At 72.2% G+C, this 23,808-nt stretch carries 21 protein-coding genes; 16 read left to right on the forward strand and 5 right to left on the reverse strand.

What is annotated here, in order from left to right; all coding sequences use genetic code 11:
• Positions 1 to 2: 2 nt before the first annotated feature.
• The 13 genes from hybA to AMPC_RS11760 all read left to right on the forward strand — a co-directional run bounded on the left by hybA (position 3) and on the right by AMPC_RS11760 (position 15,129).
• Positions 3 to 974: a hydrogenase 2 operon protein HybA gene (gene hybA / locus AMPC_RS11695; RefSeq protein WP_248340864.1), complete on the forward strand. Its 972-nt coding sequence runs from the start codon at positions 3 to 5 to the stop codon at positions 972 to 974.
• Positions 975 to 2,198: a polysulfide reductase NrfD family protein gene (locus AMPC_RS11700; protein ID WP_248340866.1), complete on the forward strand. Its 1,224-nt coding sequence runs from the start codon at positions 975 to 977 to the stop codon at positions 2,196 to 2,198. It begins immediately after the preceding gene.
• A gap of 10 nt (positions 2,199 to 2,208) precedes the next feature.
• Complete coding sequence (locus AMPC_RS11705; protein WP_248340868.1) at positions 2,209 to 3,912, forward strand: nickel-dependent hydrogenase large subunit; 1,704 nt, start codon at positions 2,209 to 2,211, stop codon at positions 3,910 to 3,912.
• A 400-nt stretch (positions 3,913 to 4,312) separates the two neighbouring features.
• Entirely contained in the window at positions 4,313 to 4,843 is a 531-nt protein-coding gene (locus AMPC_RS11710) for a HyaD/HybD family hydrogenase maturation endopeptidase (protein ID WP_248340870.1), read from the forward strand.
• 204 nt (positions 4,844 to 5,047) lie between these two features.
• A complete protein-coding gene (gene hypF, locus AMPC_RS11715; protein WP_248340872.1) occupies positions 5,048 to 7,357 on the forward strand; it encodes a carbamoyltransferase HypF in 2,310 nt (769 codons plus the stop codon).
• Entirely contained in the window at positions 7,358 to 7,642 is a 285-nt protein-coding gene (locus AMPC_RS11720) for a HypC/HybG/HupF family hydrogenase formation chaperone (RefSeq protein ID WP_248340875.1), read from the forward strand.
• Positions 7,642 to 8,784 carry a hydrogenase formation protein HypD gene (gene hypD, locus AMPC_RS11725; RefSeq protein WP_248340877.1) on the forward strand — a complete coding sequence of 381 codons (1,143 nt, stop codon included), beginning with the start codon at positions 7,642 to 7,644 and terminating at the stop codon, positions 8,782 to 8,784. Before AMPC_RS11720 ends, hypD begins: the two co-directional genes overlap by 1 nt.
• Positions 8,785 to 9,807 carry a hydrogenase expression/formation protein HypE gene (gene hypE / locus AMPC_RS11730; RefSeq protein WP_248340879.1) on the forward strand — a complete coding sequence of 341 codons (1,023 nt, stop codon included), beginning with the start codon at positions 8,785 to 8,787 and terminating at the stop codon, positions 9,805 to 9,807.
• Positions 9,807 to 10,151 (forward strand): hydrogenase maturation nickel metallochaperone HypA/HybF, encoded by a 345-nt coding sequence (locus AMPC_RS11735; protein WP_248340881.1) that lies wholly within the window; start codon positions 9,807 to 9,809, stop codon positions 10,149 to 10,151. Before hypE ends, AMPC_RS11735 begins: the two co-directional genes overlap by 1 nt.
• Positions 10,152 to 11,057 (forward strand): hydrogenase nickel incorporation protein HypB, encoded by a 906-nt coding sequence (gene hypB, locus AMPC_RS11740; protein WP_263009620.1) that lies wholly within the window; start codon positions 10,152 to 10,154, stop codon positions 11,055 to 11,057.
• A gap of 786 nt (positions 11,058 to 11,843) precedes the next feature.
• Positions 11,844 to 13,316 carry a DUF3373 domain-containing protein gene (locus AMPC_RS11750; protein WP_248340883.1) on the forward strand — a complete coding sequence of 491 codons (1,473 nt, stop codon included), beginning with the start codon at positions 11,844 to 11,846 and terminating at the stop codon, positions 13,314 to 13,316.
• Between the two features lie 81 nt (positions 13,317 to 13,397).
• Positions 13,398 to 13,724 (forward strand): hypothetical protein, encoded by a 327-nt coding sequence (locus AMPC_RS11755; protein WP_248340884.1) that lies wholly within the window; start codon positions 13,398 to 13,400, stop codon positions 13,722 to 13,724.
• Between the two features lie 25 nt (positions 13,725 to 13,749).
• The gene (locus tag AMPC_RS11760; protein ID WP_248340886.1) at positions 13,750 to 15,129 is read left to right on the forward strand and encodes a cytochrome C; all 1,380 of its coding nucleotides are present in this window, start codon (positions 13,750 to 13,752) and stop codon (positions 15,127 to 15,129) included.
• A 46-nt stretch (positions 15,130 to 15,175) separates the two neighbouring features.
• Here AMPC_RS11760 and AMPC_RS11765 read toward each other — a convergent pair whose 3' ends face one another.
• On the reverse strand, positions 15,176 to 16,438 hold the full coding sequence (locus AMPC_RS11765; RefSeq protein ID WP_248340888.1) for a pyridoxal phosphate-dependent aminotransferase: 1,263 nt from the start codon (positions 16,436 to 16,438) through the stop codon (positions 15,176 to 15,178).
• A 35-nt stretch (positions 16,439 to 16,473) separates the two neighbouring features.
• On the reverse strand, positions 16,474 to 17,646 hold the full coding sequence (locus AMPC_RS11770; RefSeq protein ID WP_248340890.1) for a lactate racemase domain-containing protein: 1,173 nt from the start codon (positions 17,644 to 17,646) through the stop codon (positions 16,474 to 16,476).
• A gap of 62 nt (positions 17,647 to 17,708) precedes the next feature.
• Between AMPC_RS11770 and AMPC_RS11775 the strand changes: the two genes are divergently transcribed.
• Positions 17,709 to 19,031, forward strand: a complete 1,323-nt coding sequence (locus tag AMPC_RS11775) for an NAD(P)/FAD-dependent oxidoreductase (protein ID WP_248340892.1) — start codon at positions 17,709 to 17,711, stop codon at positions 19,029 to 19,031.
• On the opposite strand, the gene AMPC_RS11780 is transcribed toward AMPC_RS11775, so the two are convergent.
• The 3 genes from AMPC_RS11780 to AMPC_RS11790 are packed head-to-tail and all read right to left on the reverse strand — an operon-like array spanning position 19,032 to position 21,486.
• Positions 19,032 to 19,802, reverse strand: coding sequence for a lysophospholipid acyltransferase family protein (locus AMPC_RS11780; RefSeq protein WP_248340894.1), 771 nt, complete (start codon positions 19,800 to 19,802; stop codon positions 19,032 to 19,034).
• A 14-nt stretch (positions 19,803 to 19,816) separates the two neighbouring features.
• Complete coding sequence (locus AMPC_RS11785; protein ID WP_248340896.1) at positions 19,817 to 21,244, reverse strand: amidase; 1,428 nt, start codon at positions 21,242 to 21,244, stop codon at positions 19,817 to 19,819.
• Entirely contained in the window at positions 21,241 to 21,486 is a 246-nt protein-coding gene (locus AMPC_RS11790) for a hypothetical protein (protein WP_248340898.1), read from the reverse strand. The genes AMPC_RS11785 and AMPC_RS11790 overlap by 4 nt, the downstream gene beginning before the upstream one ends.
• A 60-nt stretch (positions 21,487 to 21,546) precedes the next feature.
• Here AMPC_RS11790 and AMPC_RS11795 point away from each other — a divergent pair, with 60 nt between their 5' ends.
• Both AMPC_RS11795 and AMPC_RS11800 read left to right on the forward strand, forming a co-directional pair.
• Complete coding sequence (locus AMPC_RS11795; protein WP_248340900.1) at positions 21,547 to 22,020, forward strand: C-GCAxxG-C-C family (seleno)protein; 474 nt, start codon at positions 21,547 to 21,549, stop codon at positions 22,018 to 22,020.
• Positions 22,021 to 22,577: 557 nt separating this feature from the next.
• On the forward strand, positions 22,578 to 23,738 hold the full coding sequence (locus tag AMPC_RS11800; RefSeq protein WP_248340902.1) for a hypothetical protein: 1,161 nt from the start codon (positions 22,578 to 22,580) through the stop codon (positions 23,736 to 23,738).
• Positions 23,739 to 23,808: the final 70 nt, after the last annotated feature.

Here is a 23,808-nt window from a genome sequence, read left to right on the forward strand (position 1 = left end):
CCATGCGCATCTCCCGTCGATCCCTCCTCAAGGGGGCCGCGGCAGCCGGGGCAGCCGGCGCCGTCACGGCCCTCGCTGGAAAGGCGGAGGCGTCGGAGCACGAGTCCAAGCATCGCCCGGACGCGGTGGGCATGCTCTACGACTCGACCCTCTGCGTCGGCTGCCGCGCCTGCGTGACGAAGTGCAAGGAAGCCAACCAGCTTCCGGTGGACCAGTCCGCCATGCAGGGCACCGAGAAGGCCGTCTACGACGCGCCGAGCGACCTGAACGGCCAGACCAAGAACATCATCAAGGTGTTCAAGGACGGCGAGCGCTTCGCCTTCATGAAGCAGCAGTGCATGCACTGCGTCGAGCCCTCCTGCGTGTCCGTCTGCATGATGGGCGCGCTACACAAGGAGGGCGAGGGCACCCGCTCGTTCGAGGGCGAGAACAAGGGCACCGGCATCGTGGTGTACGACAAGTACACCTGCGTCGGCTGCCGCTACTGCCAGATCGCCTGCTCGTTCAACGTGCCCAAGTTCGAGTGGTTCGATCCGCTCCCGCGCATCGTCAAGTGCGAGCTCTGCAAGCACCGCGCGGACAAGAACAAGACCGGCCCCCTCGCCGTCGCCAACCCGGCGTGCTGCGAGGTCTGCCCCCGCGAGGCCGTCATCTACGGCAAGCGCGAGGAGCTGCTGGCCATCGCCAAGAAGCGCATCGCCGCCGACCCCAAGCGCTACAACGCCAAGGTCTACGGTGAGAAGGAAGGCGGCGGCACGCAGGTGCTCTACCTCGCCCCGGCGAGCGTGAGCTTCCAGGAGCTCGGCCTCCCCGAGCTGCCCGAGCACTCGGCCGCCTCGTTCTCGGAGCACGTCTCCCACACGCCGTACCTGCACGGCGTCACGCCCATCGCGCTGTACGCCACCGCCGCCTTCTTGATCCACCGGAACAAGAAGAAGGAAGAAGAGGCGGAGCACCACGAGGAGGGGAAGTAGATGAGCGCCCACGCACATCCCAAGGCCATCGGCGGGAAGCTGCTCGATCCCACGATGAAGATCCTCCTCGGCCTCTTCGGCATCGCCGCGGTGGTCATGGTGTACCGCTTCTTCACCGGCATCGGCCCGGTCAGCAACATGACCGACGGCTACGCCTGGGGCATCTGGGAGCCGATCAACGTCGTCGTCTTCACCGGCATCGGTGCGGGCGCCTACTCGGTCGGCCTCCTCTGCTACCTGCTCAACAAGGGCAAGTACCACCCCTACGTCCGCCCGGCCGTGCTCGTCGGCGCCATCGCCTACTCGCTCGGCGGCTCCTCGATCGTCATCGCCCTCGGCCGGTACTGGAACGCGTACTGGCTCCCGGCGGTGCCGATCTGGAACCTGAACTCGGTGCTCCTCGAGGTCGCCGTCTGCGTGATCTCGTACGTGCTCGTGCTCTGGGTCGAGGTGCTCCCGGCGGTCCTGGACGGCGCGGCGTCGAGCAAGTCGCCGGGCTGGTCGCGCTTCGGCGCGAAGTGGGGCCAGCGGCTCTCGAAGGCGATGCCGTTCGTCATCGCCCTCGCGGTGGTGCTGCCGACCATGCACCAGAGCTCCCTCGGCGGCCTGATGCTCATCGCGACCACCAAGGTGGACCCGCTGTGGCACACCTGGGCGCTGCCGCTGCTCGCCCTCATCTCCTGCCTCTCGATGGGCTACGGCACCGTGGTGGTGCTGACCAACATCCTGGGGATGACCTGGAAGGCCAAGTACGACCAGGCGCTCTTCGCGGACATGTCGAAGGTGAACGGCGGCCTGCTGTTCCTCTTCAGCGCGATCCGCCTGGGCGACATCGTGGTGCAGGGCAAGCTGCACTACCTCGGCCGCCTCGACCACCACCTGTTCTTCTTCGTGCTGGAGATGGCGCTGTTCCTGGTCCCGGCCTTCATGTTCTTCTCGCCGAAGGTCCAGCAGAACCGGGGCCGGCTCTTCGCGGCCGCCCTCATGGCCATCGCCGCCGGCGCGCTCTGGCGCGTGGACGCCTACCTGACCTGCTACAACGCGGGCGAGGGTTGGGAGTACTTCCCGTCGATGGGCGAGACGATCGTCACCATCGGCATGGCGGCCATCGGCATCGCGGTGTTCATCTTCGTCTCCAGGTTGTTCCCTGTCGTGGTCGTCGATGACGCCCACCGTCACTCCAACGTCGGCGCCGACCAGGTCCGGTCGGCTGCCAGCCGGTAGAGGTGCTTAAATGAGCCAGCGAATCACCATCGATCCAGTCACCCGAATCGAGGGGCACCTCCGCATCGACGTCGAGGTGGAGGGGGGCAAGGTCGCGAAGGCGTGGTCCACCGGGACCATGTGGCGCGGCATCGAGGAGATCGTGAAGGGGCGCGACCCGCGCGAGGCGTGGGTCTTCGTCCAGCGCATCTGCGGCGTGTGCACCACCGTGCACGCGATGGCTTCCGTGCGCTCGGTCGAGAACGCTCTCAACCTCGAGATCCCGATCAACGCCCAGTACATCCGCAACCTGATCGTGAGCGCGCACTCGCTCCACGACCACATCGTGCACTTCTACCACCTGTCGGCGCTCGACTGGGTGGACGTGGTCAGCGCGCTGAAGGCCGATCCGGCCAAGGCTGCTCAGATCGGCCAGAGCATCAGCGACTGGCACCTGAACAGCGTCCAGGAGCTCACGGCCGTCAAGGCCAAGCTCGAGTCGTTCGTGAAGGCCGGCCAGCTCGGCATCTTCACCAACGGCTACTGGGGCCACCCGGCGATGAAGCTCCCGCCGGAGATCAACCTCCTCGCCGTGGCGCACTACCTCCAGGCGCTCGACGTCCAGCGGAAGGCCAACCAGATCGTCGCGATCCTGGGCGGCAAGACGCCGAACATCCAGAACCTGGCCGTCGGCGGCGTCGCCAACGCCATCAACCTGGACAACCCGGCGACGCTGAACATGGAGAAGCTGTACCAGGTGAAGGACCTCCTCGACGAGGTCACCACCTTCGTGCAGCAGGTGTACTTCCCCGACGTCTGCGCGGTCGCGGCGCACTACCCCGACTGGCTCGGCTACGGCAAGGGCGTCAACAACTACCTCGCCGCCCCCGAGATCCCGCTCGACGGCAAGGGCACCAAGTTCGCGCTCCCCGGCGGCACCCTCATGGCGAGCGACCTCAAGTCGCTCAAGCCCATCACCAAGTTCGGTGACGACTACTTCAAGAAGAACGTGGTCGAGGACACCGCCCGCGCCTACTACGCCAACTCGGCCAACGCCCTCCACCCGTGGAAGGGCGAGACCAAGCCGGCGTTCAACGGCAAGTGGGATCCCGAGGGCAAGTACAGCTGGGTGAAGGCGCCCCGCTTCGACGGCAAGCCGATGCAGGTCGGCCCGACCGCCGCGGTGCTGGTCGCCGTCGCCTCCGGCAACGAGCCGATGACCCGCTGGGCGGTGAAGTGCCTCGAGGTGGCCGGCAAGCTCGCCGGCGCCAAGCTCACCCCCGCGGTCCTCGAGTCCACCCTCGGCCGCCACGCCGCCCGCTGCATCCGCGCCGCGGTCATGGCCGAGCAGGCCCAGGCCCAGTGGAAGCTCCTCGTCGAGAACATCGGCAAGGGCGACACCGCCACCTACAACGAGCCCCACTTCCCGAAGGGCACGATCGAGGGCGTCGGCTTCCACGAGGCGCCGCGCGGCCTCCTCTCGCACTGGTGCGTCATCACCGACGGCAAGATCGCCAACTACCAGGCGGTGGTGCCCTCGACCTGGAACGCCGGTCCCCGCGACGAGAAGGGCGTGATGGGTCCCTACGAGGCCTCCCTCGTCGGCAACCCCATCGCCGACCCGAAGAAGCCGCTCGAGGCGCTCCGCACGATCCACTCGTTCGACCCGTGCCTCGCCTGCGCGATCCACACGGTGGACGAGGACGGCAACGAGGTCACGGTGAAGGTGCTGTAGGCACCTGACCGCGCTCGACTGAACCTGGGGCCGGAGCGACGTCGCTCCGGCCCTTTTCAGTTTCACGGGACATGCTGTCCGGCTTTCACACGGGACATGCTGTCCCGCCCCGCCGGCGGAGCCGTCGGGGCCCCACCCTCCGCTCGGCGGGTCCCTTGCGCTTCGCCTCCGGCGAAGCTCGGACATTTACACGGGACATGCTGTCCCGCCCCGCCGGCGAAGCCGTCGGGGCCCCACCCTCCGCTCGGCGGGTCCCTTGCGCTTCGCCTCCGGCGAAGCTCGCCCGCCCTGGAGGGCGCTGCCCTCCCCCGCTGCGCGGGGGCCCCTCCCGCGCGAAGAACGGCGCCGGGTGGCGCCGGCGCTTGTGCTCTCCCTCCCCGGCTTGCTACGAGGTACCTCCATGGCCCGCATCCTGGTTCTCGGCATCGGCAACGTCCTCATGGGCGACGACGCCCTCGGCTCGCACGTCATCAAGGAGCTGGAGGCCCGCTTCACCTTCCCGGAGGAAGTGACCCTCATCGACGCCGGCACGCCCGGCGTGGACCTCACCGCCTACATGGCCGGGCACGAGACGCTGCTCGTCGTGGACGTGGTGCGCGCCAAGGGCCAGCCGGGCGAGTTCCGCTACTACGACCGGGCGAAGCTCATGGAGAAGGCGCCCATGGTGGCGATGAGCCCCCACGAGCCGGGCCTGCGCGAGGCGCTCCTCACCGCCGACTTCATGGGCGTGGCGCCTTCCGAGGTGAAGCTCATCGGCGTCATCCCCGACGTGGTGGACCTCGGCGTCCGCCTCTCCGAGCCGGTCCGCGCCGCGCTGCCCCGCGTGATCGACGAGGTGGTGGCCGACCTCACCGCCCACGGCGCCGCCCCGACGCCGCGCGATCCGCCGGCCAAGCCCGACCTCTGGTGGGAGACGCCGCGCGGGATGTGACGCCGCGCCCTGGCGTCCAGCCTGCCGGGGCGCCTCGGGGGGGCCTCACCGCCGCGAGCGGCCCCTTCCGGGTTGAAGGCTCCCCTCCCGGCTGGTACTCTCGGAAGTCCTAGCAGCGACGGGCGGTTAGATCATCGCTCGACCGCCCCGATGCCCTCCACCCTCGCCCCACCTCCGCCGTCCCCCGCCGTCGAGGGGCGGCGCGTGGCGATCCGCGGGACGGTGCAGGGCGTCGGCATGCGCCCCTTCGTCTTCCGCGTGGCCGGCGCCTGCCGGATCCGGGGCCGCGTCCGCAACGACGCCCGCGGGGTGACCATCGAGGCCTTCGGCGCTCCGGCCGACCTCGACGCCTTCCTGGCCCGGCTCGAGGCCGACAAGCCGCCCGCGGCCCGCTTCGACGCGGTCGAGGTCGCCCCCATCCCGGCGGAGCCGGCGCCCGACTTCCGCATCGTGGAGAGCGAGGGCACCGGCGCCTCGGCCGAGCTCCGCGTCTCCATCCCCGCCGACCTCGCCACCTGCCCGGACTGCCTGCGCGAGCTCGCCGACCCGGCGAACAAGCGCCACCGCTACCCGTTCACCAACTGCACCAACTGCGGCCCGCGCTTCACCATCGCCCGCGGCGTCCCCTACGACCGGCCGCTCACCACCATGGCGGCGTTCCCGCTCTGCCCCGACTGCCGGCGCGAGTACGAGACCCCCACCGACCGCCGCTTCCACGCCGAGCCCAACGCCTGCCCGGTGTGCGGCCCGCACCTCACCCTGCTCGCGCCCGGCGGCGCGCCGCTCGCGGACCGCGACGCCGCCCTCCGCCAGGCCGGCCGCGCCCTCGCGGACGGCAAGATCCTGGCCGTGAAGGGGCTGGGCGGGTTCCACCTCGCCTGCGACGCCACGAGCGCGGAGGCGGTCGCGACCCTGCGCGCCCGCAAGCACCGCGAGGAGAAGCCGCTCGCGGTGATGGTCCCCGACCTCGACGCCGCCGAGGCGCTCGCGCACCTCACCGACGCCGACCGGGAGCTCCTCGCCTCGGTGGAGCGCCCCATCGTCCTCGCCCGGCGCCGCGAGCCCTCCCCGCTCGCCGCCGGCATCGCCCCCGCCACCCCGCTCGTCGGGCTGCTCTTGCCGTACGCGCCGCTCCACCACCTCCTGCTCGCCGAGGCGGGCCGTCCGCTGGTGATGACCTCGGCGAACCTCTCCGAGGAGCCGATCGCCTACCGCAACGCCGAGGCGCTCGAGCGGCTCGGCGGGATCTGCGACCTCTTCCTGGTCCACGACCGCGAGATCGAGACCCGCTGCGACGACTCGGTGGCCCGCGTCGTGGCCGGCCGGCCGCTGGTGATGCGCCGCTCCCGCGGCTACGTGCCCCGGGCGGTCCCGGCGCCGGCGCGCTTCGAGCGCCCGGTGCTCGCCTGCGGCGCCCACCTCAAGAACACCTTCTGCATCGGCCTCGGCGACGCCGCCTGGCTCGGCCCGCACATCGGCGACCTCGAGAACCTCGAGACCACCGAGAGCTTCGAGTCGGCCGTGGCGCGGCTGGAGCGCTTCCTCGAGACCCGGCCCGCGCTCCTCGCCCACGACCTCCACCCGCAGTACCTCTCCACGGCCTACGCGCTGCGGCGCGCGGCCGAGCTCGGGATCCCGGCCGTCGGCGTGCAGCACCACCACGCCCACGTCGCCGCCGGCATGGCGGAGCACGGGCTCGAGGGCCCGGTCCTCGGCCTCGCCTGGGACGGGACCGGCTTCGGGCCCGACGGCTCGAGCTGGGGCGGCGAGCTGCTCCTCGCGGGCTACGCCGGCTACGAGCGGCTCGCGACCCTGCGCCCCCTGCCCCTCGCCGGCGCCGACACCGCCGTGCGCCAGCCCTGGCGCGTGGCCCTGGCGGCCCTCGACGACGCCTTCGACGGCGCGCCGCCGCTGGAGGCGCTCCCGCTCTTCCGCGGGCTGCCGCCGGCCGAGGTGGAGCTGGTGCGGCGGATGATCCGCGGCGGCTTCAACAGCCCCCTCGCCCACGGCGCCGGGAGGTGGTTCGACGCCGCGGGCGCGCTCGTGCTCGGGCGCGCCCGCGCCCGCCACGAGGGGCAGGTGGCGATGGCGCTGGAGGGGGCCGCCGACCCGGCCGAGCGCGGCGCCTACCCGTTCCGGATCGACGACGGGCGCGCGCCCTGGGAGCTCGACCTGCGCCCCGCCGTCCGCGCGCTGGTGGAGGACCTCCTCGCCGGCGCGCCCGCGCCCGCGGTGGCCGCGCGCTTCCACGAGACCCTCGCCGCCGCCGCCGCCGCCCTGGTGCGCCGGGCCGCGCGGGAGCGGGGCGGCCTGCCGGTCGTGGCCTCGGGCGGCTGCTTCCAGAACGCCCGGCTCGCGGAGCGGTTGCTGGGGAATCTCGCGCCCGATTTTCGGGTATACCTGCACGGGCACATCCCGCCGGGCGACGGCGGGATCGCGCTCGGGCAGGCGGTGGTCGCGCAGGCCGTTTCCACGCAGGACCCCGGGCAGCGCCCCGGCGGCAGGAGGTCGTGAATGTGTCTCGGCGTTCCCGGTAAGGTCCTCGCCATCGACGGCATGAACGCCACGGTGGACTTCTTCGGGGTCAAGAAGGAGCTCCGGCTCGACGTGGTGGACGAGCCGGTGTCGGTGGGCGACTACGTGCTCAACCACGTCGGCTTCGCCATCCGGCGCATCCCGCCCGACGAGGTGGGCGAGACCCTCGCCATGTTCGACCAGATCCTGAAGGACGTGGCCCAGGACGACCTCATGGCCGCCGACGTGATCGGCGAGATGGCCGCCGGCAAGGAGAAGGCCTGATGGCCTCCCCCGCCGAGCTGGCGCAGCAGCTCAAGTTCCGGGATCCCGAGAAGGCCCGCGCCCTCGCCGCCGCGCTGCAGCGCGAGGTGGACGCCATCGGCCGCGACGAGATCACCATCATGCACGTGTGCGGCAGCCACGAGCAGTCGATCGCCCGCTTCGGCATCCGCGCCGTCCTGCCGCGCCAGATCTCGCTCATCATGGGCCCGGGCTGCCCGGTCTGCGTCACCGACGCCCCGGAGATCGACGAGGGCGTGGCCCTCGCGAAGCAGGGCTGCCGCGTCCTCACCTACGGCGACATGCTCAAGGTGCCGGGCACGGTGAAGTCGCTCGGCGACGCCCAGGCCGACGGCGGCAAGGTGGACATCGTCTACGGCGTCGAGCAGGCGCTCGAGATCGCGCGGGCCCACCCCGACGAGGAGGTGGTCTTCTTCTCCTCCGGCTTCGAGACCACCGCGGTGGCCACCGCCGCCGCCATCCTGCGCGGCCTGCCGAAGAACCTCTCGGTGCTCTCGGCCCACAAGTACGTGCCGCCGGCGATGGAGATCGTGGCCGGCATGCCGGGCTCCAAGGTCGAGGCCTTCCTCGCCGCCGGGCACGCCGCCATCATCACCGGGTGCGACTGCTTCCGCCCCATGGCGCAGAAGTACCGGATGCCGATCGTGGTCACCGGCTTCGAGCCGCTCGACGTGCTCGCGGCCATCCTCAAGACGGTCGAGATGATCCGCCACGGCGAGCACGACGTCGCCAACTGCTACCCGCGCTGCGTCACCGGGCCGGGCAACCTGCCGGCCCAGAAGATGCTGTGGCAGGTGTTCGAGCCGGTGGGCGGCCAGTGGCGCGGCATCGCCGTCATCCCCGACGGCAACCTGCGGCTCAAGGCCGAGTTCGCCGCGGTGGACGCGCGCCGCCGCTTCGACATCGACGTGAGGTCGCTCTGGGACTACGCGCCGCCCAAGCTCGCCGAGCGCTGCATCTGCGGCGAGATCATGGCTGGCTTCAAGTCGCCCAAGGACTGCGCCCTCTTCGGCAAGGAGTGCCTGCCCGAGTCGCCGGTGGGCGCCTGCATGGTCTCCTCCGAGGGCACCTGCAAGATCTGGCACCAGTACGGCGGCGTCCCGGACCTGAAGGAGGTGGGGTAGATGTCGGCAGCGGATCGGGTGGGCCTGCGCCACGGCGCGGGCGGGCGGGCGATGCGCCGGCTCATCGAGGAGGTGTTCCTCGGGCTCGGCGGACCGGTGGAGGACGGGGTCGGGCTCGCCGCCATGGACGACGGCGCGGCCATCCGCGTCGGCGACCAGTGGGTGGTGATGACCACCGACAGCCACGTGGTCCACCCCCGCTTCTTCCCCGGCGGCGACATCGGCCGGCTCAGCATCTCGGGCTGCGTCAACGACCTCGCCATGATGGGCGCGACCGAGCCGCTCGGCCTCACCTGCGCCGTGATCATCGAGGAGGGCTTCCCGCGCGAGGAGCTGGAGCGGATCCGCGACTCGATGCAGCAGGCCTGCCGGGAGTCGGGCGCCAACATCGTCACCGGCGACACCAAGGTGATGGGCAAGGGCGAGGTGGACGGCATCGTCCTCAACACCGCCGGCTTCGCGGTGACCCGCCGGGTGGTGACCGACGCCGGCCTGCGCGCCGGCGACAAGCTCATCGTCACCGGCGCCATCGGCGACCACGGCATGGCGGTGATGACGCGCCGGCACGGCCTCGACATCGAGGGCGACCTCCGGAGCGACGTCGCCCCCATCAACCGGCTCGTCCGGGCCGCGCTCGACGCCGGCGGCGACGACGTGGTGGCGATGAAGGACCCGACCCGCGGCGGCGTCGCCTCGGTGCTCCACGAGTTCGCCGAGAAGGGCAAGGTGGGCGTGGTGGTGGACGAGCAGAGCCTGCCGGTGCACGCCGAGGTGCGGGCCGCCGGCGAGATGCTCGGCATCGACCCGCTCGTGGTCGCCAACGAGGGCAAGGCGGTCATCGGCGTCCGCGCCGGCTCGGCCGAGAAGGTGCTGGCCGCGCTCCGCGCCCACCCGCTCGGCCGCGAGGCGGCGATCATCGGCGCCGCGGTCGCCGAGCGGCCCGGCCAGGTGATCGTGGACACCGGCTTCGGCCGGCGCCTCCTCGCCGAGATCGAGGGCGAGCCGCTCCCCCGGATCTGCTGATGCACGAGTACTCGCTGGTCCAGGCGGTGGTGGAGCGGATCGAGGAGGAGGTCCAGAAGCAGCGGGCCCTCGCCGTGCACGCGCTCACGGTCTCCGTGGGCGAGCTCGGCGGCGTCGACCCGGAGCTCTTCCGGACCGCCTTCGAGACCTTCCGCCAGGGGACGGTCTGCGAGAAGGCGGCGCTCACGGTGCGCGTGGTCCCGGCCACCTGGAGCTGCCCGGCCTGCGGCAAGGCCATCGAGAAGGGGGCGGTGCTGCGCTGCCCCGCCTGCGATCTGCCCGCGAAGATGGGCGAAGGTTCCGACGGATTGACGCTCGACCGAGTCGAGCTGGAGGTGCCCTAGATGTGCACGACCTGCGGCTGCGGTGACACCGAGCTCGTCCCGGTGGAGCTCCACGACAAGATCCTGGCCGGCAACGACCGGCAGGCGGCGCACAACCGGGAGCACTTCCTCGGCCACGGCGTGCTGGCGCTGAACCTCATGGGCTCGCCGGGCGCCGGCAAGACGGCGGTGCTGGAGGCCACGAGCCGCTTCGCCGAGGGGCGGCTGAAGCTCTCGGCGGTGTCGGCCGACCTCGCCACCGACAACGACGCCCGCCGCCTCGAGAAGGCCGGCATCCCGTCGAAGGCCATCACCACCTTCCAGGCCTGCCACCTCGACGCGGCGATGGTGCACCACGCCCTCGACGGCTTCCCCTGGGACCGCTCCGACGTCTTCTTCATCGAGAACGTGGGCAACCTCGTCTGCCCGGCCATCTACGACCTCGGCCAGGCGGCCAACGTGGTGGCGCTCTCGGTGACCGAGGGCGAGGACAAGCCCATCAAGTACCCGGTGATGTTCCAGAAGGCCGATCTCGTGCTGGTCACCAAGTGCGACCTCGTGCCGCACCTCGACATCGACCTCGCCCGGATCGACGACGCCATCTCCCGCGTCATGCCGAACCCCAAGGTGCTGCGCGTCTCGGCCCGCACCGGGGAGGGGCTGGCCGAGTGGTTCGCGTGGCTCGAGGAGCAGCGCCGGCCTATCGTCCAGGGGAAGGGAGCGCACATGCACGGGCACGCCCATTCCCACGAGCACACCCACTCGCACGAGCACACGCACGCGGACGGGACGGTGCACAGCCACCCGCACGCGCACGTGCACGAGCACCCGCACGAGCACGGCGAGGCGAAGGCCGAGGAGCACCAGCACGAGCGCGAGGCCGGGCACGCCCACGACCCGGCGGAGAAGCACGAGCACCGGCACTGATCCCGCCGCGCGGTCGTCCTGGCCGCCGGAGTGCGCCGGAGCCCCTCGGGTCCCGCCCGGCGGGGAGGGAGTGCGCCAGTCCCTCGGGGTCCCGCCCGGCGGGGAAGGAGTGCGCCGGAGCCCCTCGCGCGAGCTGCCCACCCCGAGCCCATCTTCCCCTCTCCCGCGGAGCGGGAGAGGGACAGGGAGGGGGCGAGGCGGAGCACCCGGCCGGCGCGCCCATCGCAGTCAGCGCCGCAACCCAGGCCGACGGGAGCCCTCCCGAGGCGCGCAGCGCAGGCGGGCGCCCGCCGGCATCGGACCGCGTGACACGATGGCAGCGCCGCTCCCCCGTGCCACGCCGTAGCCGGAGCCTCACGCCCTAGCCAGATCGGAGCCGCAGCGGGCTCGAGCGCCCTGCGCCCGCGGCGCCGCTCGCCTGGCAGCGACCCGGCGGAGCCGCCGCAGCGAGCACCGCAGCGGTGGGCTCCCGGCGGCCCCCGCGGCACCGGTCGAGCATCGGCGACCCAGGCGGCCCGGCGCCCTGCACCGTGGCCGCCCCTCCCCCGCCCTCCCCGCCCGAGCGGGGAGGGAGTGCCTCGGTGGCTCCTCCCGAGAAGCGCCCTTCCTGGGACGTCGCGTCGCGCCGTGAAACGTCGCGTCGCGTCTCGCTGAAACCTCTCGTCGCGTCCCTGCCGGCGCGCCGGCGCGATCCCCCTGGAATCAGGCCGTTTTCCCCGGGGCACAGCCCGTGCACCCTCACGCCCCATGCGGTCCCTTCAACGAGTGATCCCAGGGAGAAAGAGAATGCCTAGACCGATCGCAGCACTGCTCGCGCTGACGGCGCTGACGAGCCTCGCGGGCGCGCCGCTGGCTCGCGCCGAGGACGCGCAGCAGCAGAAGATCGACGACCTCACGAAGAAGGTCGAAGCCCTCGAGCAGCGCGTCAAGAAGGACGAGGACAAGTCCCTCAGCCACTGGCTGACGATCGGCGGCGACTACCGCTTCCGGATCGACTCGCTGGGCGGCTCGGTGCCGAACTACTACCAGTACACCGGCCCGACCTCGATGCCGGTCGCCGCGCCCGGGTTCGACCCGAAGAACGACACGCTGATGACCAACCGCTTCGGCCTGAACCTCAAGGCCAAGGCGACGCAGGACGTGAGCATCTCGGCCCGCCTGCTCATGTACAAGGTCTTCGGCATGGAGACGTCGGCGCCCGTGAACGCCGGCTTCTTCGCCGACCGGATGCAGACGCTCGACGGCACCATCGGTCACGTGCCGATCGACAACACCCTGCGCGTGGACCAGGTGTACGCGACCTGGAACAACATCGGCGGCCAGCCGATCTGGTTCTCGGTCGGTCGTCGCCCCTCCACCGGCGGCTCGCCCACCCACGTCCGCCAGAACGGCGACCGCCCGGGTAACGGCGGCGTGCCCGGCCTGCTCGTGGACTACGCCTTCGACGGCATGACGCTCGGGGTCGCCCCCGAGATCGACGCCCTCCCCGGCGCCTTCGGCAAGATCTGCTACGGCCGCGGCTTCGAGGCCGGCTACGGCAGCGGGAGCAACTCGCTCAACGACACCGAGATGCTCGGCTTCCAGCTCGTGCCCGTGGACACCGACCCGCTCCGCATCGACTTCCAGTACAACCGCGGCTTCAACATCTTCGACAACCCGAACGCCGTCGGCAACCAGCTCGGCGACATGGACTGGATCGGCGTCGGCCTCCTCAGCACGCTCAAGAAGGTGGGCCCCGGCAACCTGACCTCGTTCGCGAGCGGCGGCCTCAGCATGACCCACCCGAACGGGAACCACGCGCTCCTCGCCGGCGCGGGCTCGCCCGACTCCGGCGCCGGCCTCCTCGTGAACGGCCCCGACACCAGCGGCCACACCGGCTGGTCGGTCTACGCCGGCCTCCGCTACGACCTGCCCACCGGCACCAAGATCGGCGCCGAGTACAACCACGGCTCCGAGTTCTGGATGCCGTTCGACCCGGCCGCCGACGACATGTGGACGAGCAAGCTCGGCACGCGCGGCAACGTCTACGAGGCGTACCTGATCCAGGAGCTCCCGCTCCAGCCGATCTCCTCGTTCAACGCCAAGACCTTCGTGCGGCTCGGCTACCAGTACTACGACTTCACCTACACCGGCAGCAACAACTGGGTCGGCGCGCCGGTGAAGATCTCCGACCTCGCGGCGAGCCCGATGAACGCCCAGATGTTCGCGCCCCTCAAGTCGGCGCACGACATCTACGCGACGTTCGAGGTGAAGCTCTAGTCGTCCCCGGGCGGGGAGGGGGCGCGAGCCCCCTCCCCGCCCTTCCCGTCTCCGCATCACGCAGTCAGGAGGAGCAACGTCATGAAGAGAGCAGCCGCAGTCGTCCTCGCCGCAGTCCGCGTCATGCTGGTCGTCCTCGCCCTGGGCGGCGTCGCCCGCGCCGACGAGACCAAGATGGTGGGCGTCATCACCAAGATCGACATCGCCGGGCAGGACGCCAAGGTCGCCACCGCCACGCTTCGGGACGTCAAGACCGACAAGACGGTGGAGATCACCGTCCACGACGACCTCACCCTCGACAAGTTCAAGGATCACCGCATCAACGAGGGCGACGAGATCCGCTGCCGGTACGAGGTGAAGAAGGGCAAGAACGTCAGCACCTACTTCCGCAAGACGGCCGGCTGCTGACGGTCCCGGGAACGAGCACGCACCAATGAACAACCTGGCACGACTCGGCGCGGCGCTCGCCGCGCTGATCTGGGCAGGCGGCGCCCGGGCCGGAGAGCACCCCGGCCGGGCGCAGATCGAGAAGGACGGCTACCGCGGTCCTTCCACCTGCGAGGCCTGTCACCCCGGCAAGGCCAAGGAGATCCTCGGCACGGTCCACTGGAAGCACGCCTCCAAGGTGGACAACGTGGAGCACCTCGACCCGAAGGTCGAGCACGGGATGAAGGATCGCATCTACACCATGTGCAACGGCAACGACGTGGTGAACGATCTGAAGGAGATCCCGAAGAACGCCGCCGGCAAGACCAAGCTCACCGGCTGCAACACCTGCCACCCCGGCAACCACCTCGAGGGCGTCGGCAGCACCGGGCCCGCGGCCGAGGCGGCCGTGGACTGCCTCATCTGCCACTCCAGCGCCTACGACCTGCGGCAGCGCAAGCCGTACAAGGACCCGCAGGGCCGGGTGCTGATGGGCCAGGACCGGAGCACGCAGGCGGCGCTCGCGGTCGGCAAGCCCACCGTCAAGAACTGCATGTTCTGCCACGAGTCGGCCGGCGGCGGCGTCCTGGTGAAGCGCGGGTTCGCCTTCAACAAGGAGAACGACGTCCACGCCGCCAGGGGCATGGTCTGCGTGGACTGCCACGGGTCGAAGGACCACCGCATCCCCACCGGCTTCGACCCGAACAACTGGGCCAACGACGGCGTGCGGGTGGCCTGCACCGACTGCCACGGCGAGAAGCCGCACAAGAGCGCCGACTACAACCGGCACGTCGCCCGGATCGCCTGCCAGACCTGCCACATTCCCCGCACCGGCGGGGCGGTGGCCAAGGACTTCACCGAGTGGACGCGCGGCTCGGACCAGTTCTACGAGCCGACCACGCTCAAGCGTGAGGCCAACGAGACCACCCCGGTCTACGCCTGGTACGACAAGACGGTCCGCAACGAGCCTCGGTTCATCGGGCCCCACGGCAGCCGCAAGGACGGGAAGAGCAAGATCTACCCGTTCAAGATCTACATGGGGAAGGCCTACTACGACCGCGGCACCGGCCAGCTGCTCTCGATGGACTTCGCGCCGCCCATGGCCACCGGCGACACCCGCGCCGGCGTGGCGTCGGCCGCCCGGACCCTCGGGATGAAGGAGCCGGAGCGGGTCGCCAAGGAGGCGGTGCCGGGCTGGCAGACCGTCTACTTCGGCAGCAACCACCTCGTGACCCGCGGCAAGGCGCTCAACTGCTCCAACTGCCACGGCCCGAACGGCGTGCTCGACTTCCGCAGCCTCGGCTACTCCGACGCCGAGGTGACGAAGCTCACCAACCCGGACTTCTGGTTCGAGCAGCTCATCGAGGCCCAGAAGTCGGAGTGGTGAGGCGAAGCGCCCGCGCGGCGTGCGGGGCAGGGGGGAGTGCTGGCCCCTACCCGCCCGCCGCGCGGATCATCTTCTCGAGCCGCCCGAGCGCCAGCTCGAGCGTGGCCATCCCGGGCCCGAACGAGAAGCGCACGTAGCTCTTGTAGCGGGCGCTGTGCTTGCCGCGCCGCTTGCCCGGGTTCACGTCGAAGAACTCGCCGGGCACGCAGATGACCTTGTGCTCGAGCGCGGCCCGGAAGAAGCCCATGCCGTCGTTGAGCGGCGGCGGGAGCGCCTCCACGTTGCCCCAGACGTAGAAGGTGCCGTCCGGCGCGCGGTCGATGCGCACGCCGAGCTTCTCGAGCCCGGCGAGGAGCCGCAGCCGCTTGGCGCCGAAGGCCTGGTGGATGGCGCGGGTCTCGGCGGCCACGTGGTCGTCGGCGAGGAGCGGGATGGCGGCCCGCTGCAGCGGCTTCGAGCCGCCGCCGTCGAGGAAGGAGCCGGCGCTCGCGACGGCGTCGATCACCTTCCTCGGGCCGATGGTCCAGGTGCAGCGCCAGCCCGGGTAGCGCCAGTTCTTGGTGAGCCCGTCGAAGAGGATCACCGGGTCCTGGTTCACGTCCTCCACGAACCGGGCGGCGCTCTCGACCGGCAGCTGGCCCGGCTCGCCGGTCCAGACGTAGTGCGAGTAGAACTCGTCGAGCAGGATGGAGCAGTCGAGCTCGCGCGCCACCTCCACCCAGCGCCGCAGCTCCTCCCCCTGCACCAGCTTGCCGGTGGGGTTGCAGGGGTTGGAGGCGAGGATGGCGGAGAGGCCGCGCCCCTCGACCTCGCGCCGCAGGTCGTCGGCCGTGAAGGCGTAGCCGCGGTCCCCCTCGAGCAGGATGGGGATGGCGGTGAAGGCCTTGAAGATGTCGAGCAGCTCCTCGTAGGCCGTGTAGTCGGGGAGGAAGTGCCCGAGGTTCACGTGCCCGAGGCTCGCCGCGGCCCGCGTGAGCGCGGCGCGCCCGCCGCCGGAGACGCTCACGTTCTCGGCCGAGTACTGCGACGGCAGCCCGCGCCGGTAGAGCCGGTTGTAGAGCCCGGCGATGGCCTCGCGCAGCTCCCAGATGCCGGCGACCGGGGCGTACTCCTGGTCGTCGAGGTCGATGCTCACCGTGTGGACGCGCGGGGGAGCGCCCGGCAGGTCGCCCGTCTCTGGCTGGCCCTGCCCGAGGTTGCACCAGTCGGGGTTGGCGGAGGAGAAGCCGCGCTTGGTCGCCTCGGTGGTCACGTAGATGACACCGGTGCGCGGCACGGAGCGGAAGGCGTGGGTCTCGTTCTGGGTCACGGGACCGGGGAGCGTACCACCACGACCGGGCGGCGTCAGCCCACCGCCGGGACGAGGTCGCTCCCGTCGGGGATGACGAGCACCCGGGCGTCGCGGCCGCGGATGTGGAGCGCCTCGCTGAGCGCCGCCTCGAGGCCGGGCGCGTAGTGGGCGTAGCTCGTCGCCACCACCTCCGGGGCCATCCCCGAGACGAGCAGCACGGCGCAGCGGGGCGGCAGGTAGCGCCGCACCCCCAGCTCGAAGATGGCCCGGTTCACCACCTCCGGGCCGCCCGGCCCGATCCCCTCCGGGCACTCGGCGCAGAGCACCACCACCCCGCCGTCCTCGAGGAAGGCGCCGGCCGGGGGGAGGAGCTTCGAGGCCTGGTAGAGGCTCGCGGTCACCGGGAGCGGCGCCGAGATCACCACCACGTCGGCCTTCCTCGCCCGCGCCTCGCAGAACGGGCGCGCGAGCCGCACCGCCTCGCGGTGCGCGGCCACGAGCTCTCCCGAGACCGCGCCCATCACCGCGCCCGAGAGCTCCACCACGTCGAGCAGGAAGGCGGGCCGCTTCACGAGGCGCGCCGCCTCCTCCACGTCCTCGCGGCAGGGGTTGCCGTCGGCGCGGCCGAGCGACGAGGCCGGGTCGGCCTTGAGCAGGTGGTTCTGCCGGATGTCGTCCACGTAGCCCAGGCCGGGGAAGAGCCCCTTCGCCCCGCCGCCCCAGCCGGCGAAGTAGTGCGGCTTCACGCGGCCGGTGACGACGACCAGGTCGGCCTCGAGGGCGGCGCGGCTCACGCGGACGCGGGTGCCGCGCGCGGTGCGCCCGACGTCCACCACCGCCGCCGCGTCGCGGCCGTCGTGGTTCACCACCGGGTGCCGCCGCAGCGCCTCCTCGAGCCCCAGCGCCTCGAGCGGCGCCGGCCCGTGGGTGCCGGTCGCGATCGCGAGCGCGATCCGCTCGTCGGGCAGCGCCGCGAGCTCCCGCCGCGCGGCGGCGTAGAGGGCCGCCCGCGGCTCGTCGCGGGTGGCGTCGGAGACGATGACGAGGGCGCGCCTCGCCTGCGCCGCGAGCTCCCGCAGCGGCGGGCTCCGCACGGGCCGCGAGAGGGCCTCCTCGAGCGCCCGCTCCACGTCCACGGCGGGCGGCGGCGGCAGCGCCAGCACCTCCGAGCCGAAGCCCTCCGGGAGCACGAGCGGCGCGCGTCCGTAGCCGAGCGCGATGGCCATGCCCCCATGCTAGCAAATCCACCCGCCCCCGGCCGGCCCGCGGCGCTATAACCGGCCCTCCCATGGCAGAGCGCCCGCACCTGGTGATCGTCGGCGCCGGCTTCGCCGGCCTCTACTGCGCCCGCGCCCTCTCGCGCGCCCCGGTCCGCATCACGCTCCTCGACCGCCAGAACCACCACCTCTTCCAGCCGCTCCTGTACCAGGTCGCGACCGCCACGCTCTCGGTCGGCGACATCGCCGCGCCGGTGCGCCACGTCTTCCGCAAGCAGAAGAACGTCGAGGTGCTCCTCGGGGACGTGAAGTCGATCGACCCGGTGGCGCGCCGGGTGCTGCTCGGGGACCGCAGCCTCGCCTACGACCACTGCCTGCTCGCCGCCGGGACCACCCACTCCTACTTCGGCCACCCGGAGTGGGCCCGCTACGCCCCGGGCCTCAAGACGCTCGAGGACGCCATCGAGATCCGCCGGCGCATCCTCACCGCCTTCGAGATGGCGGAGCGGGAGCCCGATCCGGCGCGGCAGCGGGCCTGGCTCACCTTCGTGGTGGTGGGCGCCGGCCCGACCGGCGTCGAGCTCGCCGGGGCGCTCACCGAGATCGCCCGCTTCTCCATGGGCGGCGACTTCCGGCGCATCGACCCGGGCGCCGCGCGGGTGGTGCTGGTGGAGGGGGCGCCGCGGGTGCTCCCGCCGTTCCCGGAGCCGCTCTCGGAGAAGGCGCGCCGGCAGCTCGAGAAGATCGGCGTGGAGGTGCGCACCGGCACGCCGGTCTCGCGCATCGACGCGAGCGGCGTCACGCTCGGCGAGGAGCACCTCGCGGCGCGGACCGTGCTCTGGGGCGCCGGCGTGGCCGCCTCGCCGGTCGCCCGCTCGCTCGGCGTGGCGCTCGACCGGGCCGGCCGGGTGCGCGTCATGCCCGACCTCACCGTCCCGGGCTACCCCGAGCTCTACGTGGCCGGCGATCTCGCCGCCATCTCGCGCCCCGACGGGCGGCCGGTGCCGGGCGTGGCGCCCGCCGCGATCCAGATGGGCCGGCACGTGGCGCGGAACGTCCTCGCCGGCCTGGAGGGGAAGCCGCGCCAGCCCTTCCGCTACTGGGACAAGGGATCGCTCGCGACCATCGGCCGCGCCGCCGCCGTGGCCGAGTTCGCCGGGATCCGGCTCTCCGGGATCCTGGCGTGGCTCGCCTGGCTCCTCGTCCACATCTACTTCCTCATCGGCTTCCGCAACCGCTTCGCGGTGCTCGCCCACTGGGCCTGGAGCTACGTGACCTTCGAGCGGGGCTCGCGGCTCATCACCGACACCGCCAGCCACGCCCGCCTGCAGGCGCTCGAGGCCGAGGAGGCGGAGGCGGCCGCCATCGCGCGGCGGCGGCGGACCGAGGGTTAGCTACCCGGCCCGGGAGGAGTCGCCCGCGCCCTCCGGCCCCTGCGCCGTCACCGTCTCCCCGAGCGCCTCGGCGATGCGGGCGCGCGCGAGGTCGCGCAGCCGGGCCACGTCGCCCGGCCCCATCCCCGCGGTCGGGATCGGCGCGAGGATCCGCGCGGTCGGGCTCGCCGGCCGCACCCAGGGGCCGTCGGCCGGCATCCCCTCCGCCGTGCCGGAGACCGCGATGGGCAGCACCGGCACCCCCGCCTCGATGGCGAGCCGGAAGGCGCCCGACTTGAACGGCAGGAGCTTGCCGGTCCGGGTGCGCGTCCCCTCGGGGAAGATCATGACGTGCATGCCGCGGTCGAGGTAGCGGCGCGCCTTCGCCATGACCTCCTTGCCGCTCGCGGCGTCGCCGCGCTTCACCGGGATGTCGCCGGAGAGCCGCAGCATCCAGCCGGCCCACGGGATCTTGAAGAGCGACTCCTTGCCGATCCACTTCATCTCGCGCGGCAGGTGCGAGATGAGGAAGATGTCGAGCATCGACTGGTGGTTCGAGACCACCACGTAGGCCCCCTTCCCCGCCGGCCACCGCCCCTCCACGCGCACCTTCCAGTACGGGAAGGTGTGGGCGATGAACACCGCCAGGAAGCGCAGGAAGCGGCCCGCCACGCGCCGGTTGCGGTCGAAGGGCAGCGTCACCGCGAGCACGAGGAGGAGCGCCGGCATCCAGAGGACGATGGCCAGGATGGAGAGGACGTAGGCGAGGAGCGCCGTGGCGTGGACCAGCATGGGAGAGCCCTCTATCACAGGAGCGCGAGCGGTGGCCGCTGCCGGTGGTGGTCGGTGACCGATTGGAAGAGCGCCGCCGCCGAGAGCACCTTCGCCTCCTCCAGCGGGCGGCCGACGAGCTGCAGGCTGACCGGCAGCTTCCCCGGCCCGGCGAAGCCCATCGGCAGCGCCGCCGCGGGCAGCCCGCAGAGGTTCCCGGCCGCGCCGACCGGATCCGGGACCCCCTCGAAGAGCAGGTCGAGGCTCTCCGAGACGAGCGGCGCGACCCAGGGCATGTTGGGCGCGAGGACGAGGTCCCGCCCCTCGAGGAAGCGGGCCAGGATCCGCTGCCCCTCGCCGCGCAGCCGCATCGCCCGCACGTAGTCGGCCGCGTTCGCGAGCGGCTGGTAGTCCTCGGGCTTCTTCTCCTGGTGGGTGCGGTCGGCGAGCTGCCGGGTGCGGCCGCTGCGGATGAGGTCCTCGAAGGCGCTCGCCGCCTCGGCCTCGATGAAGAGGGTGGCCAGGTCCTCCCAGGGGAAGTCGGGGAAGCGGACCGGCTCGAGCTTCAGGCCGGCGCGCTCGAGCGCGAGGAGCGCCTTCTCCCAGGCCGCGGCGGTGGCCGGCGCCACCACCGGCTTCTCCGGGAGCTCCACCACCGCCGCGCGCAGCCCCCGGCCGGCCGCCGGCCGCACCGCCGCGAGCCCGGGCGGCGCGGCGATGCTGGTCGGATCGGCCGGGTCCGCCCCCGCGAGCGCGCCGAGCACGAGCGCGCAGTCCTCGGCGGAGCGCGCCAGCGGGCCGAGCTTGTCGAGCGTGTACGAGAGCGCCATCGCCCCCTTGCGCGAGAGGACGCCGTAGGTGGGGCGCAGCCCGGTGACGCCGCAGAAGGCCGCCGGGCAGGTGATGGAGCCCCAGGTCTCCGAGCCGAGCGCGAAGGGGACGAGCCCGGCCGCGACCGCCGCGGCGGAGCCGGAGGACGAGCCGCCCGCCCAGCGCGCCGGGTCCCACGGCGTGCGGCAGGCGCCGTTCAGGGCGGCGTCGGCCTGGTGGTAGCCGAGCCCGCCGGCGAGCTCGATGAGCGAGAGCTTGCCCACGAGCACCGCCCCGGCCTCACGCAGCCGCGAGACGAGCGTGGCGTCGCGGCGCGGCACGCGGTCGGCGTAGGGCCGGGCGCCGCAGGTGGTGCGGATGCCGGCGGTGTCGAGGAGGTCCTTCACGCCGCAGGGGACGCCGTGGAGCGGCCCGCGCCAGCGCCCCGCCGCGAGCTCCGCCTCGGCGCGGCGCGCGTCCTCGCGGGCCCGCTCGGCGGTGACCGTCACGAAGCAGCGGAGCTTCGGGGCGTAGGCCTCGACGCGCGCGAGCGCCGCCTCGCACAGCTCCACCGGCGACAGCGCGCGCGAGCGCAGCCGGCGCGAGAGCTCGGCGACGCCGGCGTAGAGCAGCTCCTCCCCCGGGTCGCTCATGGGCTCTCGGCGGGCGCCACCGCCCGGAAGACGAAGGCCGGCTCGGCGTCGGCCGGGAGCGGCTGGTCGCGGATGGCGCGGAGCGGGTCCTGCGCCGGCGCGGCGGGCGCGGCGCGGCCCGGCCGCGGCTCCGCCTCGCCCGGCGGCTGCCGGCCGGCGAGGGCGCAGCCGGCGGCGACCGGCGCCGCCGCGAGGAGCTCGAGCACCAGCCGGCGGGAGAGCCGCTTCGGAGCGCCGTCCATGCCCCGGCTCATACTCCCGCCCGGCTGCGAAGGCCATTTCCCACGTGGTACGATCCGGCCATGAACGATCGGGAGCTGGTGGAGGCGCTGCGCGAGCGCGCGCGGCTGGTCTACGAGGGCAAGGCGGTGCCGCACCGGAGCTGCGGGATCGCGATCGCCGAGACCTTCGGCGTGCCGACCCGCCCCTACGGCGCCCTGCGGCGCGGCGGCCTCACCGGCGAGGGGCGCTGCGGCGCCGTGCAGGCCGGGCTCCTCGTCCTCGGCGAGCTGCTCGGCGACCCCGAGCCGGCCGGACCGGTGACGCCGGCGCTCCGCGAGGCGGTCGCCTGGTACGCCGCCGAGGTGGAGCGGCGGCTCGACCGGGGCGGGGCCGCCACCCTCGTCTGCAACGACCTGACCGGACGGTTCCCGGTGTTCCAGTCGGAGCCGCGCCACGCCTTCTGCACCGAGCTCGTGACCGTGGTGGCGGAGGTGCTGGCCGAGGCGCTGGCGCGCGCCGGGCGGCTCCCCGCGCCGCCGGCGGCGCTGACGTAGCGAACTGCAGCCGGGCGCCGCTCTCGTCCCGCGCTGCTCCGGCGACGCGGCTGGCACCGTGTCCGGCACGCCCGCAGAGTGAATACGAGAATCAGGGTCAGGACTGCTGCTCGTGTGTGTATCGAGGGAGCTCTCGCCTATTGCGATCAATGGCGGAGGGGGCGCGTACTGGCGGCGGCTAATCGGGAGGAATCCCAATGTCTCCTGCCCTTCGGTTCTCGCTCTGCGCGCTCCTGTGGCTCGGCCTGGCTTGTGGAGGAGGAGGCGGCGTCACCGGCACGAGCGCGACCCCGACGCCGACCGCTACACCGACGGCGGCGCCTACCACGACGCCAACGCCCGGGCCCGAGCCGACCTCCGCCCCTGCGCCGACACCGGTGCCTAGCCAGACGCCGTCCCCGGTTCCGACGCTGACGCCCGCTCCGACGCCGACCCCCGCGCCCACTTCCGCTCCCGCTCCGTCACCCACGCCCGCTCCGGCGCCCTCCCCCTCCCCTTCGCCCACTCCAACTTCCGGTGCCGTGCCGAATCCCGGGGACGCGAGGTGGGTACAGATCTTGTCGAGGCCGGGCGACGATCTGCTGTTCGGGATTGGGGCCACGAAAGAAGGCCAGGCATTTGCGCTCTGGTACGGAGGCGACAGGACTGCGCTGACGCTGTCTCGCGTCGCGGACTCCGGGACGACGACCGCGCAATCCTGGCAGCTGAGCGGGAGTCTGGTTGGCGGCCACCTCATCGTCGGCGCGGACGACAGGCTCTACCTTTCGGAGTTCAGCTCGGCCGGGCTCCTGCTGGGAAGCAACCCTGGCAATACCGTCTCGGCGGTGGTCGTGCGCCTCAATGCGGACGGAAGCTTTGGGAGCGTACTCGACACGTGCACGCAATCCGACAACGGATGCTCAGCGTACCTGCTCGCGGCGAGCGCTGACGGCGATACGATCCTACAGCTGCTCGATTGGTCTGGAGGAGGGGGGACAGACATCGATCTGGTCCGGGCAGACGGAACCATATTGGCGCTCTTTTCCACGAAGAATCCCAGCACCCCGCTCTATGACTCCGGCTGCTGGGCGGCCGCCTTCGACCCCCAGGGGAACATCGTCTGCGGCGGCGCGACGGCAAACGGGAAATTCGTTCCCCTCGGGCAGTCGGGGCGCGCCGCGGACGGAGCGGTGGCGCAACCCGTCGTGGTCAAACTGGACCCTTCGGGAAGCGTGATCTGGAAGCAGCGACTGCCGGTCACCGGCTCCGTCGCCGGGATCGGTGCCAGCGCCCTCGGCACGGTCGTCGCGTCGGGCTTCTTCCGGGGCTCGGGGCAGTTCGGAGCGGACCGTCTCGACCATGGCGTAGCTGGAACGGGCGACTACGCCGGCTTCCTCGTGACCTACGAACAGGGCGGGCAGGAGCGATGGGCGAGGCAGCTCGAGCTTCCCGCAGGGCTCCTGGCGGTCGATCCTCCTGGGCGCGCCGCGGTCCTGAGCGGCAAGCTCCGGGTGCTCTCCGACGGCAGGTCCGTGATCTCCGACGATTCGAGCGTGAGGTACTACGATCTCGCCGGCGCCTTTCATTGGTCCAGAGCGGTGCCCGCGACGGTCTACGGCATCGCCATCCGCGATCACGACGTGCTCGTCGGGGGCAACTGGACCGGGAGCTTCGACTTTGGACGTGGCCTCACGACTTCCAACGACAGCGACGTCTTCGTCCTGGACATCGTGCCCTGAGAGCTACGCGTGCGCCGCACGCCTCGTTCTAGCGGGATAGCTGGCAGCTCCGGTTGCCCCGACCCTCCGG

Origin of the sequence: Anaeromyxobacter paludicola, from assembly GCF_023169965.1 — a bacterium.
GTDB classification, from domain to species: domain Bacteria; phylum Myxococcota; class Myxococcia; order Myxococcales; family Anaeromyxobacteraceae; genus Anaeromyxobacter_B; species Anaeromyxobacter_B paludicola.

Bases quoted from the DNA above. Each gene is read 5' to 3' on its own strand.
- hybA (WP_248340864.1), top strand. From the start codon at position 3: ATGCGCATCTCCCGTCGATCCCTCCTCAAGGGGGCCGCGGCAGCCGGG.
- AMPC_RS11700 (WP_248340866.1), top strand. From the start codon at position 975: ATGAGCGCCCACGCACATCCCAAGGCCATCGGCGGGAAGCTGCTCGAT.
- AMPC_RS11705 (WP_248340868.1), top strand. From the start codon at position 2,209: ATGAGCCAGCGAATCACCATCGATCCAGTCACCCGAATCGAGGGGCAC.
- AMPC_RS11710 (WP_248340870.1), top strand. From the start codon at position 4,313: ATGGCCCGCATCCTGGTTCTCGGCATCGGCAACGTCCTCATGGGCGAC.
- AMPC_RS11720 (WP_248340875.1), top strand. From the start codon at position 7,358: ATGTGTCTCGGCGTTCCCGGTAAGGTCCTCGCCATCGACGGCATGAAC.
- hypD (WP_248340877.1), top strand. From the start codon at position 7,642: ATGGCCTCCCCCGCCGAGCTGGCGCAGCAGCTCAAGTTCCGGGATCCC.
- hypE (WP_248340879.1), top strand. From the start codon at position 8,785: ATGTCGGCAGCGGATCGGGTGGGCCTGCGCCACGGCGCGGGCGGGCGG.
- AMPC_RS11735 (WP_248340881.1), top strand. From the start codon at position 9,807: ATGCACGAGTACTCGCTGGTCCAGGCGGTGGTGGAGCGGATCGAGGAG.
- hypB (WP_263009620.1), top strand. From the start codon at position 10,152: ATGTGCACGACCTGCGGCTGCGGTGACACCGAGCTCGTCCCGGTGGAG.
- AMPC_RS11750 (WP_248340883.1), top strand. From the start codon at position 11,844: ATGCCTAGACCGATCGCAGCACTGCTCGCGCTGACGGCGCTGACGAGC.
- AMPC_RS11755 (WP_248340884.1), top strand. From the start codon at position 13,398: ATGAAGAGAGCAGCCGCAGTCGTCCTCGCCGCAGTCCGCGTCATGCTG.
- AMPC_RS11760 (WP_248340886.1), top strand. From the start codon at position 13,750: ATGAACAACCTGGCACGACTCGGCGCGGCGCTCGCCGCGCTGATCTGG.
- AMPC_RS11770 (WP_248340890.1), bottom strand. From the start codon at position 17,646: ATGGCCATCGCGCTCGGCTACGGACGCGCGCCGCTCGTGCTCCCGGAG.
- AMPC_RS11775 (WP_248340892.1), top strand. From the start codon at position 17,709: ATGGCAGAGCGCCCGCACCTGGTGATCGTCGGCGCCGGCTTCGCCGGC.
- AMPC_RS11780 (WP_248340894.1), bottom strand. From the start codon at position 19,802: ATGCTGGTCCACGCCACGGCGCTCCTCGCCTACGTCCTCTCCATCCTG.
- AMPC_RS11785 (WP_248340896.1), bottom strand. From the start codon at position 21,244: ATGAGCGACCCGGGGGAGGAGCTGCTCTACGCCGGCGTCGCCGAGCTC.
- AMPC_RS11790 (WP_248340898.1), bottom strand. From the start codon at position 21,486: ATGGACGGCGCTCCGAAGCGGCTCTCCCGCCGGCTGGTGCTCGAGCTC.
- AMPC_RS11795 (WP_248340900.1), top strand. From the start codon at position 21,547: ATGAACGATCGGGAGCTGGTGGAGGCGCTGCGCGAGCGCGCGCGGCTG.